The 12,794-nt window shown below is 63.7% G+C and carries 4 protein-coding genes; all 4 read right to left on the reverse strand.

What is annotated here, in order from left to right:
- Window positions 1-50: 50 nt before the first annotated feature.
- The 4 genes from HBE64_RS20645 to HBE64_RS20660 all read right to left on the reverse strand — a co-directional run bounded on the left by HBE64_RS20645 (window position 51) and on the right by HBE64_RS20660 (window position 12,725).
- Window positions 51-4,679, reverse strand: a complete 4,629-nt coding sequence (locus tag HBE64_RS20645) for a DEAD/DEAH box helicase (protein WP_167106453.1) — start codon at window positions 4,677-4,679, stop codon at window positions 51-53.
- Window positions 4,676-8,059, reverse strand: a complete 3,384-nt coding sequence (locus HBE64_RS20650) for a hypothetical protein (protein ID WP_167106456.1) — start codon at window positions 8,057-8,059, stop codon at window positions 4,676-4,678. Before HBE64_RS20650 ends, HBE64_RS20645 begins: the two co-directional genes overlap by 4 nt.
- A 232-nt stretch (window positions 8,060-8,291) precedes the next feature.
- Window positions 8,292-8,723, reverse strand: a complete 432-nt coding sequence (locus tag HBE64_RS20655) for a hypothetical protein (RefSeq protein ID WP_167106459.1) — start codon at window positions 8,721-8,723, stop codon at window positions 8,292-8,294.
- A gap of 93 nt (window positions 8,724-8,816) precedes the next feature.
- Window positions 8,817-12,725, reverse strand: coding sequence for a hypothetical protein (locus HBE64_RS20660; RefSeq protein WP_167106462.1), 3,909 nt, complete (start codon window positions 12,723-12,725; stop codon window positions 8,817-8,819).
- Between the last annotated feature and the right edge of the window lie 69 nt (window positions 12,726-12,794).

The following is a 12,794-nucleotide window of genomic DNA, read 5'->3' on the forward strand; positions in this document are numbered from 1 at the left end:
GGTCATCACCTTTCGGAAAACTCTCTGCGATCCGGACGGTTTCGGGACAGCTAGGTACTCAACAAGGCCAATGCCCCCCGCCGCGAAAGCCTTTCATGTTCTCGGGCATTGCGGTATGTCCGCAGACACCCGTAGCACGAGGTCTCTTCGCCGCAGTCGCAGTCGGTTACCCGCTTGACTGCTGACTGCATCACGACGCCGATGTTCTCGGCGATCTTCTTCGCCGCTCCCGCACCACCCGGCACCGTGTCATACAGCACGATGCTGCGCCGTTGATCGGCGCTCCACGACAGGGATCCGCCTATGTCGTCACGGCTGATCTCCAACCCGTAGGAAGCGCCTTCGAGAATCGCATAGAGCGCAGAGATCCAGTTCCCCTCATGGTCTTTCTGATACGGAAGCCCGTCGAAAGTAAACTCTGCGACGTCGGACTGATAGCGGTGTCCGAGGGAAATCGTTTCCCACCTGCCGCCGCAGTCGCGACCATTGTCGGGTCGCTGGTGTTTCTTTGCCTTGCTGCCCCTAACTGCGGGAGCCGACCAACCGCACCACTCGCACAGCTGAAACCCATCACCCGTTCCATCCGAAACCGCTGCCAGCCAGGCGCGAACACCAGCCCGGGCCGTCACCCGCAGGCCTCCGCCGCCGGACCAGTGATACTGGCCGATCTCGTCGCCGCGGGTCTCGACGTAACTACCGCCATGCCAACGGCGCTCAGGCGGGGAGCTCCCCACGTCTTGATTCTCCGGCGCTGCGATGAAACCAAACTCCGGGATGATGAGGGTCTTGCTGGCTTTGAACTCCTCGCCACAACTCGGACAGGTGTCCCCGACATTAAGGCGTTCTCCGCGCTCGAACCTGCTGCAGGTCTGGCAGATTCGGTACTTGTGTCGGATCAGCTCTCTATCGGGGCGCTTCTTCAGGCCCGCTGATGTCCAAAGCTTTCCTCCAGCCACCACCTGATTGCCAGGAGCGTAGTCGTAAATGGCTAGCCCGAGGTCGCGGTCGAGTTCGAGCTTGCTTCCCACTGGGTCAACTGAGTTAATCGTGCTGAGTCCGACGGTATCGACCGGAAAGCCGTACTTGGGCAGAATGTTTCGATTGGCGAGGTAACCGAGCAGATTCCGACCGATGACCGTCCGCTTGGTATCTTCGAGCCGCTTACTTAAGGCGAACTTGCGCTCTTTGACGGAGTCCTCGATCCGTTGCTCGATGTCATCGACATCCTTGACCAGTTCCTTCCCTACCGTTTCGAGGAGTTCGACCAGCGGTTGCACCCAGCTGCCCTCGGCCACACCAATCTCGTCCTGCACTGCGGCGGGCAGCGCCATCTGCAACGCTTCGGTGACGCTGGCGGGAACCGGGGTCAAATACTCTCGGACTTTGGAGGCCGGCGAGGGCCCACCATCGGCAGCCGGTAAGAAGAACTCCCCCGCCCTCGTCCACTGCTCGTCTCGTGCTTCGAAGCAGTGCCGGAAGTACGAGGCCAAGGCCACAGAATGCGCATGGCGCCGCGCGATCCGTGGATTATCGACCGGTACCCAAGGAATCCGCATCCGGCCCGCGATCATGGCGTTGGGATTCTGATACTGCGCAAGGTCATGCGCGGCACGGTTTGCGTAGGTGACGACGAGGGCCGCTGAGTCGGCCCTCCGCCCAGCGCGACCAGCGCGCTGCACGTAGTTGGCTGTCCTGGGCGGCATGTTGCGCATGAAGACAGATTGCAGGTCACCAACGTCCACACCGAGTTCGAACGTCGTCGAGCATGAAAGCACGTTGACCTTGCCCGTGATGAAGTCGTCTTGAATCTTAGTCGCTTCCTTGGCGTTCCATTGCGCGGTGTGTTCTCGTGCGGTCATCGGCGCGGTATTCATGGTCTGATACGTCACCCGATAGTGGTTCGCGTCGCTATGCGAGTCAGGCAGGACAAAGGGTTTCAACTTGCCCGTGCACCGACTATTGGGGCAAACTGCGCGCACCGAGAATGCCGTCAGCTGACGGCAGGTGTTGCACTGATACCAGCTGCACCTGCCACCGTCAGTCACGATCAGCATGCGGTGATCGAGTTGGTTGAGCGGGCCCAGCGTGCGATCCGACTCGACGGTTAGGAAACCGGCAGATTCGAGGATCTTCCAGCAGCCCTGCAGAATACGCCCTGGTGGAGCGTCATTCGACAGTGTGGCCAGCACTTTGCGAACGAATGTGATCCGGCTGTTTGTAACGCCGGTGCCGCTCGGGCTCCAGCTTATTACCTGTTTTGTCCGGTCCGAACCCGTCGAACGCATTCGTACCCGGCTGTTGCGGGGGGCAAAACGCTCGTCTTTCACGTCGACGCGATCGAGCACCGTGACAGCGCCCTGGAGCCGAACGGTCTTGACAAGTTCGTTCAACAGCGCCCAACCCTCCTCCTCGGTCAATCCCAGCGAGGTCAAACTACTCAGTTTGACCCGGGCGTCGCTTTGCAGCGCCACCCGCATCAGTCCCAGCCCTTCTAACGACTGCCTAGTCTCGAGGGTCATTAACTCACCGGAGATCCACTGGTTGACTGCCTTTGTAATCTCGACTTTGCCCATACCCCATGGGAAATGACCGGCCGCATCGGCCTTCTCTCGAGCCAGGATCGCCAGGTCACCTGCGGTCAGGTCCTCACCAAGCACGGCGGGGTCACGCAGCGCCTGGGTGATGTAGCGCCGTTCCAGCATCCGTGCGTAGGTGCGGTCCAGATAGGGCGCCGCAAATGCAGCCGATTGGCGCGAGTCCGCGAACATCAACAGCTTGCGGCCCCCACCGACCTGATCGGCGGCCTCGTCTGCAGCCTTCGGAAGTTGTTGGTACAACGCCGTTGTTACGACGGCGGGGGCGGCATTGACATCGGTTCGGAGCCGTCGGATTCCTTGCCGCGACAGGGTGCCGCACTCGGTACACCGAGTCATGACCCGCTTGGCGCGCGGATGCTCACGTACCGGCAGCATCCCGTCGCCGTGACACGACGGGCAGGTATTCGTGGCAGCGCCGGCAAGCAGGCCGCATCCGGCGCACAACCGCCGGGAGGTGGGGTCTGACTTGGCTGTCTTCGGCTCGTCGTCGGCCAGCGTGAGTTCGTCCTCGTCCACCACAACATCGCCCTGGTCGTCAGCGAGGACCAGCCAGTTGACCGAACGATCTGCCGCTTTCGCAGGTGTGAAGAACTCGATGCCGTTGCGTGTCTCGAGATCTCCGGCGAGATGAACCGCCCCGCACCGGGTGCAAGTGCCGAACTCGAAGACGGCCCGACGGGTGTTGGCATCCACCTCGTGGCGGCCCAGGAAAATGTGCGGGCCGCTGTCGTTGAAACTGACGAAGGCTCCCTCCGTCGCGCGCACGAACAAGTGGTACCGGGCGGACAGCACAGGATTGCCAGATTCATCGTGCACACTGCTGCCGAGCTCGACTAGCGCGTCGAGCTTCCCGGCTGAGTGCTCATCCTCAGGCCAGAGGTGTTCGCGCAAGGCGCGAACATCGACCGGCCCACCGCTGAGAGCAGTCTTCAGTTCGACCATGGACTGCTCCGTGGCCAACGCGTCCGCCGGGTCGACACCGGGCGGGATCACATCAATAGGTTCGACTTGTGCGCGGTGGATGTCGAGCAGTTGCTCGCCGGTCAGGCGCCAGGTCGGCGTCGGCAGTTGGTTTTTGCGGACCGGCTCAACAAGGTCCTGGCGGTCGACGTCGCCCTCGATGTACTCGAAGGGAGCATCGAAAAGGTTTGCCGCGAACTCCATTGCCTCCCCGCGCGGGTCATTCCGCACCGAACCGGTCAGTGACGCCGACGTGGCGATGCACTGTAGGTCCGCTCCCGGAGCCACACGTTGCTTGAGCCTGCGAATCAGCAGTGCGACCTCGGAGCCCTGGGCACCGTCATAGACATGTGCCTCGTCCATGACGATGAATCGCCAGGTTCCGGCGTGCGGACCGTCGAACAGGTCGATGTCTATGGGACGCATTAGCAGGTATTCCAACATCGCGTAGTTCGTTAGGAGTAGATGCGGCGGCGTCAACCGCATCTCATCGCGGCTGAGCAACTCGTTGGGCAACCGAAGTTCGCCCGGATTATTCTGCAGGAAGCCGTTTTCAGCATCGCGTGCGTGGTCTTCGGTTTCACCGGTATAGCGTCCGAATGTGATCTGCGGCAGGCCCGCGAGAACCGCACGCAGGCGCTTCAGTTGGTCGTTCGCCAGGGCGTTCATCGGGTAGAGCAGCAGCGCCCGAACCCCTGGCCGCAACGTTCCCTTCGCCGACTCGGCGATTAGTGAGTTGATAATCGGGATGAGGAAGCTTTCGGTCTTGCCCGAACCAGTGCCAGTACTCACCACCAGGTTTCGGCCCTTAACGAACTTGCGGATCGCAGTTTCCTGATGGATGTACAGCGGCCTGTCGAGCGAGAACGACGATCCATGCGCGGCGATGAAATCCGGGTGCAGCACGCCTTCGTCGATCAACTGCCGGCACGTCGCACCTGTCTGGTACGGAGGCGTTATCTCCAGGATCGGGCCTTTGGTGAGGAGCCTGCTCGCGTCAATCTCGGCATCGAAAGCCGTTGCCAGGACTTCGTCACGCGGTGCCAGCAAGGTCTTGAGGTATCGCTTGTAGCTGCTTTCAATCTGCTGTGCGGTCTCCAGCGGATCCAGTCGGTCGATCATTCAGCCTCTCCAGTCAGGTCACCACGGCGGTCGTAGAGCACCAGGGCTTCAGCGATCAGAATGTCGTTAGCCACCATCGTCGGGCACAGATGGGACATGTGCGCCCAGTCATCGAGCAGGCCCCTGTTCAGGTACTGCCCACCAATGCGTTTGTGTGCTTCCAGGCGGGCAAGCAGTGCCAGGGTCAGGGATTGCACCGACATCAACATCCACGGATGCTCCTCGACGTCGACTCCGCTTAGCCGGTAGAGCCGTAAGGCAATAGTCTCGTAAGCCAGCAGGGAGGCCTTCTTGATCGGATTCCGCACTAGATCCAATTGGGTGGCGAAGTTGGCCGACCACCCCGCGGCCATCCACTCCTTTCGGTGGCACAATCCCTCATAGACTCCTGCGCGAAGACTCTCCGGGTGCAACTGTGCCTTCGGAATCTGTTGAATCTCAGCCAACTTCGCATCCACGCTATTTCCAAGAATGGAGCTGAGTTCGAGCACGGCCGGAGTGAAACAGGCGTCGTCGAATCGCACCGTCTTGCCTGTCTGCAGCAACTCCATCAGGGGTACACCCCCACGCTCTCTCAGATACGCGAGTGTTTCAGCGCGCTCGCCGCGGACCTTATGGCGCCGGTGAAACAGCGAGGGCAAATCCGCAAGTTCGACCATGCAGCCGAACCAAGGATGAGCGTGCAATTCGTTATGGGTCTGTTCCGCCGCAAAGCTGTGATTGACCAGTTCACTGCGAACAAAAGCGGCCATTTTGTCGCCGGCGGGAGTTGTGCCGTCCCCCAGACACTCCAGTGCTCTTCGCGGATCCTCTGCCAGCAGGACCGTCAGCTCTTTGAACCGCTTCATTCTGCCGTCGGCACGCAGACGAGTAAGGGCTACCCATACCTCATGAATTGCACCGACATTCACGGGAACTGGACCCGAGCCGCCGAGGAACCGTGCCAGCTCCCGCTGCTTGGGTGTGCCGTCAACGCGCCAACCTGATTGTGAAACGCGGAACGCGGTGTCGGGTGGTGAGGCCGGGCGTTCGATGTACACCCAAGGATCGTCGACGAAAAGTTGGCAGCGTAACTCCCCGCGGCCTACTAGATGCTGAGGCAGCCGCCCTCGCCCTGCCGTGAGCGGAATGACATCCGGCGCGTGCCACGGCGCAGTCGCACTCCAGACGTAAGCCGCCAGATCGTCGATGTCGGCAGCGTCGACGAATACCAATGTGTCGTGATCGACCAGTTCAACACCGGAAGCCAAGAGGCGTGGGCGAGCGACCAGCACAGCGACCGCGAGAACGCCCGCGTTCGTGTACAAGTTGGCGACAAGTGCTCCAGTTGGATGCGAACGGACCGTGTCGGCGAATTGCTGGGTTCGGGTCTCGAACACGTTGCCCTGCCGCCGCCGCGGGTGCGCGTCGAGTTGAAGCAGGTCACCATTTTCGGGGCGGTATCCGAAAGTGACGGCGTCGATACCGGGAGCGCGAATTGCGACGAACCGATCCTCGGCGAAGTCCTCGGGGTCGCAGATATCGGCACTCATCCTCCAGGGCACTGGCATCCCCGTTTCGCCGCTGCGGATCTCGATGTGCGGCGGTGTTAACACGAAATCCACGCTGCGATCCGCCGATCGAATGACTAGATCGGCAGTGGTCTTTCGGTGATCGAATGCGATTGCGCCAGGAGAGCTGAGTGCGAGGTCGACGCTCTGGACCGTGGCAGTGCAGGGCGTCAGACCCCCAGATTCTGGTATCCGAATAACCGGCTCGAAAGTTGTGTCGACTCCCTCGGCGAGGAACACCACACAGCGTGCGTCCGCTCCCATCGGGCCGGTGACGACGACTTCAAACAAGCCGATCTGCGATTCCTCAGCTTCGTCGAACGGATCAACACACGTTTCGACATCCTCGCCGCGCCAGGATTCGTCGACGATCCACTGCGATTCTCCAAAGCGTCGGACGCGCACATTCCAGACTGGTGCCGGATCGGCTCCGCTGGGCGGCAACAAGACCCATGGTCGCCTGCAGTAGACCGTTCGTCCCTCGGTCGTGCTCAGGCCCGCAACTTCGTCGCCCAAGACGAAGCGGGGGCGTGAGTCCTTTCTTACCCGACGCGGGGTACCAATCGGATTACCGTCGTGGGTCAGCTGCAGGGCATCCACGAGCTCTAGGTCGACGAACACAGCACTCCAGCCGTGCCAGCCGGCCGGGTGACCTGTGCCTTGGGTATCCACCTTCGTCGCTGTACGTGTGTCTACCAGTTCGTAGCCGTTCGGATAGATAGCCCACGCGCTGTCTTTGAGCCCGTCGTGTCGGCCGATCCATCGCCCAGCTTGGTCAAAGATCAGTAGCGGATCAGATTCCAAGACCAGTGGAAGCGACGTCCCAGCCGCGGCCGGCTGGGTAATGACGACCTCACGAACCGGACCGGGCACCGCGACGCGAGCAAGTGCAGCTTGGGAATCACTACCCCACCTCCGTACCGCGTGGACTTCGCGAACGTCACCGTCGAAGGACACCCACCATGCCTTGTCCGCCTCCTCCGAAGGTGCGGGTAGCACCAGAACGACCTCGTCATCCTGCACGCTATAACTGATCGTGGGATGTGTTGCCGCCCTAGAACTTAGCTGCTTCTTGTCCAGATGGAGCGGCGTGTTCATCAGCTGGAGGATCAGTTCATCGAGCAGTACTCCCGGTAGGCCTGTGGTCGAGGAATCCAACTCCGCGCCGAGAAGTGTTGGATCGGCGGTGCCGGCCTCGATGAACTCGATGATGCGATCGAGAATGTCTGCGGCGAACTCGGCTCCGTGTATCAAGAAGTTGCGGACAGGGACGTCTAGGGTGGTCGCGCGGTATTCCTTACCGGGCTCCTGCAGCCATTCCATGACACCGGAGCCTGTCGCTGGCCGCCCCTGCACGATGTGGTCGGTGATGATGTCCAACAAGTCTCGGAGGCAGTGAATCGGAATGCCGGCATGGAGTGCGAGGGTCATAACGTACTTGTTGCCACCCCCCTGCTCGATGTCGGGGAACCGGGCTAGTGAGAACTTGTCGAGCAGGGTCGACAATTGGCGACGAATCTCGTTCTCGAAATCGGCGTCATGGGATAGGCCGAGTTCTTCCCAGAAGCTCTGCCAATACGCACCCTGGTCATAGGCCAGCGCGGCATGACCGACCAGGCTCACCAAAGTCAGCGCCGGGTAGCGCTTGATGATCTTCTCGTGCGACCAACCTTGCTTTACCAGGTGCTCAGCTTCGCGGCCGAAGTTGTTCTGCGCTTCGCGGACCTCGTCTGCAGTGAAGTCGGTTTCGATAACGAGCCTGACCGGCGCCAACCGCTGCCGCCACTCGTAATCGGCATCGCTAATCCAGTCCGACAAAGGCGTCGACATGACAGCTGCTCCCCCAGGTCAGTTTGCTTACCCTGAGGCACTTTAGGTCAGCCTTACGACATCTATTGGAAAGTTCGCTTCGAAAGTATCTGTCAAGGCCGGTTGCAGTAGTGGCTGCGCAGCACTGGTCTTTCGCGGTCAGCGGTAAACAAGAAAAAGGGATACGCATGCAGATCAAAGCAAGCACTTCTTGGGAGAGCACAACGTTGGAGCGCATCCACCAACGCCGCCCCTATCCCCCCGACTTCACCAACCTGATCGGAATCTGTTCCTGCCCAGGCCGGGTCATCTGGCACACGCCCTGCTGCACCGCGGTCAGCTGACCATCCAGGGTCTGGGCGTTCCAGACGAACTGCATGATGCCCTTGGTGGTGGTCTTGTCCGGGCAGATCGGCACCTGGCCCTTGAGCGTCATCACCCAGGTGTGCCCGCCGCGGTAGTACGCCTGCCCGTCGAGCGTCGCCGAATGCACGTCGGACTCACACCCGATCGACACCTGAGCGCACTGCGGCGTGATGGTCCAGGTGTCCAGCTTGCTGTTGGGCCCGAGCACGTCATAGGTGCCGGCCAGGATGTCGCCGTCAGCGTGCGCCACCGGGGCAACACCGAGCATTGCGAAGCACAGCGCTGCGCCCACCGAAGCCACCCGGCTACCGGTCGTCATGCGAGCTCCTTCAGGAACGAGTTCGATCAAGATCTCCCGAACCGTATCCCACGAGCCCCGCGAACCGGCAGTTAGAGCTTTTCTAACCAGGCACTATCCGGCGGCCAGGGCCAGCTCGACGGTGACCAGTCGGTGCCCGCCGAGGAATCCGCCGAAGTCCGCCGAGTCCACCCGCGGCAGCCCGCTGACCCCGTCCACCGCGTCGACCAAAGCCGCCGACGGCACCGGCTCGATCAGGTAGATGCTCGACGCCGGGGCGACCGCGGCAGCACCGCCAAACAGGTTGCGCAGCCCGTTGAACAGCAGTGTCAGCCCGGACGCCGCACTGAGCAGCAGTGTCGCCGCCGTCCCGATCACCCCGCCGACGATGGCACCGACCGGGTTGTCACCCAGCAGCGACCCGATGCCCTGGCCGATCGCCATCCCGAAGGCGAACTGCAGCGGCGGGCTGAGAAGCACCGCGTTGATCACCGTGTTGATCACATCGGTGGGCGGCGTTCCATTGGCGAGGTCCACGACAACGTTGCTCAGCAGCGTCTGTGCCGCGGAGTTGGACACCAGCGAGTCGACCGCCCCCTGGACCAGCTTGCCGGCCACCGAACCGAGCCCGGACCCGAGCACCTGGGTAATGACGTCCTTCGCCGCCCCGGAGACAGCCCCCTGCACCGCCGGCACATCCAGCGTCGCCTTGAGTACCTGGGCCGTGAAGGCGTCGATGGCGGCCTTGACCGCCGGGTTGGCCGCCAACGTCTGCAGCGCGGCCTGGATCGCGGCCGCCACCGTGGTGCCGCCGAGCACCGCGGTGACGATCTGGCTGGTCGCACCCGACAGCGCCGCCGGCACCCCGGTCTGCGCCAGGAAGCTGCTGACCGCGCCGCCGACCGCGGCGGCAAGGTCGGCCGCCGCCGACGGGTCGGCCAGGATGCTCACGATCGCGGGGCCATAGGTCGGGCCGAGCAGCCCACCGACGAGCGACTGCACCGCCGGGTTGCCCGCCAGCTGGGTGATCAACGACGTCGCCGTCGAAGCCAGCGCTGAGATCAGCGGCGTATCAGTCACCACCGAGTTCACCACACTGCTCAGCGTCGACGCCAGCGCCGTACGGATGGCCGAACTCGCTTGCAGTGCAGCCAATGCCCCATGGATGATAGTTCCGAGGTCCGTCCCGTTGAGCAGAGCCGTGGCGGCGTTCTGCGCCGCAGACGTCAACGCGGTCACCACACCGGACTGGCCGAAGAACGCGGTCAACACCGAACCCGTCACGGCACCCAGCTCGTCACTGAACACCGGGTTGGCCAAGAGGCCGGCCACCGCAGCGCCGACCGCCGAGGCGATCTGCTGCCCACCCGTGTAGCTGCTCAGCGCGGTGGACAGGAAACCTGCGATCTGCCCGCCGACGGCCGTCGACACCGCGGAATTCCCGACGATTCCGGACACCACGTCGGAGACGAACGCGCCCAGCGCCGGCAGCAGACCCGGAGCCGCCAGCACGGTCTGCACCACGTCGTGCACGACTTGCCCCACCACGGGGGCCACCTCGGTCTTCAGCGACGGCCACGCAGCGGACAGCGCCGCGAACAGATTTTGACCGCCCAGAACCTTCGGGAGCACCGCATCGATCACATCGGCCAGGACCACGGGGATCTGGTCGTTACCAACAGCCGATGCGACAACCGCCAGGAAGCCTTGCACCGCAGCGGAATTCGCCAGCAGGTTCTGTACCGCGCCGCCGATCGCTGAGGCCACCCCGGATGCGACCGGGCTGCCGCCCAGCGCCGACGTCAGCTTCTGCGTAATCACCTGGCCGACCCACGTCCGCACCGACGAGTTGCCGCTGAGCTGGGTGACCAGGTTGTTCACGTTGGTGGACAGGGCGGAGCGCACAGCGGGATCACCCAGCAGGCCGAGGACCGCGTTGCCGATCGTCTGACCGACGCCATTCTGGATGCTCGTGTTGGCCAGCAGTGTCTGCAGCGCGGCGGCCACCGCAGCCTGGGGATTGCCACCGGCACCGACCGCCGTGGCGACCGAACTGGCGAACGTCCCCAGCGCGTCGGCGACCCCGTCCTGGCAGAGCAGGCCGCGGCAGGTGACAACGTCGCCGACCTGCACGCCGCCGACCAATCCGGCGAGCACCGAGGCCAACGTCGCGTCGACCGCCGGAGTGGTCAGCAGGTTGGTGAGCGAGGTGCCGATCGCTGTGCCGATGGTGGTGGCGACCGAGCCGCCACCCAGTGCCGAGGTCACCGACTGGCCGAGCGCACTGCCCAGGAACGACACGAATGCGGTGGACGGCTGCGCCCAGGACGGGCTGCTGACCCCGGTCAGCACATTGACCGCGGTGCTGATCCCGGTGGACATCGCGCTCTGCACGCCGCCGTTGGCGAGGAAGGTCGGCAGGTTACTGGCCAGCGCAGCGGCGCTCTGCGAAATGTCCTGGCCGACAAGGTCCTCGAGGGTGTAGTCCGTGGCGGCCAGGGCGGCAGCCAGTTCCGTCAAGCCCCACCCGTTGGGAACCAGAGTCAGGCTCTGGAAGAACGTGCCGAAGGCGTTCTGGAAGGCGGTGTTGTTCAACACGCTCTGCGCCAGGGCGGCCACTGCGTTGCCGACGACTACGGCTGCCTGGGAGGGCACACCCGCGCCCGTGAGCCCGCCGGCAACCTTGGTGACGACGTAGTTGAGGAAGTTGGTATTGCCGGCCAGGCTCGAGAGCGCGCCGTTGACCGAGTCGCCGAAGTAGTTGTCTCCGAACAACTCCACCGCGACGGGGATGAAGGCGTCGGCGGCAGCCTGTGCGGCGGGGCTGAGCCCGGCGTAGTTGATGCCGGTCTTGATCAGATCGGTCAGCGCCGGTGCGACGACGTCGTTCCACAGCGACCACTGGACCGGGTCGACCGTCACTGTTTGACCCGTCACGTTGGTGTTGCCATTGACCGCGGTGGCGGCACCGACGGTCTTCGGACCGCCGACGGCCGCGGCCGAGCCGGTCGTCCCGTCCTTACCCTTCTTGCCGAAGAAGCCGGCTTTACCGCCCTTGCCGCCCTGTGCGGTGAGGCTGGCACCGTTGCCGCCGTCACCGCCGTTGCCGGCGATCAAACCGCCGTTGCCGCCGTTGCCGCCGGCACCACCGTTGACTCCGACGACGCCGTTGGCGCCCTTGCCGCCGTTGCCGAAGAAGACCGCCGAGCCGCCGTCGCCTCCGTTGAACCCGTCACCGCCGTTGCCGATGAAACCGGCCTTGCCGCCGTTGCAGGCGCCGCTGAGGCAGGCACCCTCGTAGCTGGTGTAGGTGTAGCCGTTGCCGAAGAGGATGCCGGCGTCGGGATGGTCGGCGGTGCCGTCGCCGATGAAGATCCGGATGAACGCCGCCACCGGGTCGACCGCCACGGCGGACGCGACGGGTTGGCTGGTGGTCACCGACGCTGCCGCGGGTGCGACGGCCGTGGAGTTGGCGGTCTCGCGGCGGCTCACGGCCGCTGCGGCCCACGCGAACGGCGCGACCAACTGCGACAGCGGGTCGTTGCCCCCGGCCAGCCAGTCCAGCGGGCCCTGGTCGGTCGCCGACAGCGATCCCCGCGGTGCGGCGGCGGTGAGAACCGGAGCGGCTGGCGTCGCTGTCGGCGCGTCGGCGGTCGGATTCGTCTCGACCGGCGAAACCTCGCCCACCGCAACAGTATTGGTGTCCGTGGTATTGCCGTCGGTGGCCCCGAGGTGGATGCGCCGCGCGGAGGTGGCGGCGCCGGATTCGACGCTGGCGGCGCTGGCCGGCTTGTCGGTTGCGCGACCCTTGCCGCCGTTGCTCGACGCGGCACTGCCGGGGCTGTGGTCCGCGGCGGCCTTGCGGGCGCTGTGCGCCACTGAGGACCCCGGCGTCTTTCCCGAGTCGCCGGCACCGGTGTCGGCTGCTGCAACGGGCATACCGGCGATCGCTCCGCCGACACCCAGGGCCACGGCCAGTGCGCCGACCCGTCCGACGTAGTGGCCTTTGTGTCCCATTCCCATTGTTGCAACCCCCGATTTGACGCCTGAGAAAGATCTGTCAGTCAGAGATATCACAGCGGCGTGGACCAT

Origin of the sequence: Mycobacterium sp. DL592, assembly GCF_011694515.1 — a bacterium.
Classification (GTDB): Bacteria; Actinomycetota; Actinomycetes; order Mycobacteriales; family Mycobacteriaceae; genus Mycobacterium.

Bases quoted from the DNA above. Each gene is read 5' to 3' on its own strand.
- HBE64_RS20660 (WP_167106462.1), bottom strand. From the start codon at position 12,725: ATGGGAATGGGACACAAAGGCCACTACGTCGGACGGGTCGGCGCACTG.
- HBE64_RS20645 (WP_167106453.1), bottom strand. From the start codon at position 4,679: ATGATCGACCGACTGGATCCGCTGGAGACCGCACAGCAGATTGAAAGC.
- HBE64_RS20650 (WP_167106456.1), bottom strand. From the start codon at position 8,059: ATGTCGACGCCTTTGTCGGACTGGATTAGCGATGCCGATTACGAGTGG.
- HBE64_RS20655 (WP_167106459.1), bottom strand. From the start codon at position 8,723: ATGACGACCGGTAGCCGGGTGGCTTCGGTGGGCGCAGCGCTGTGCTTC.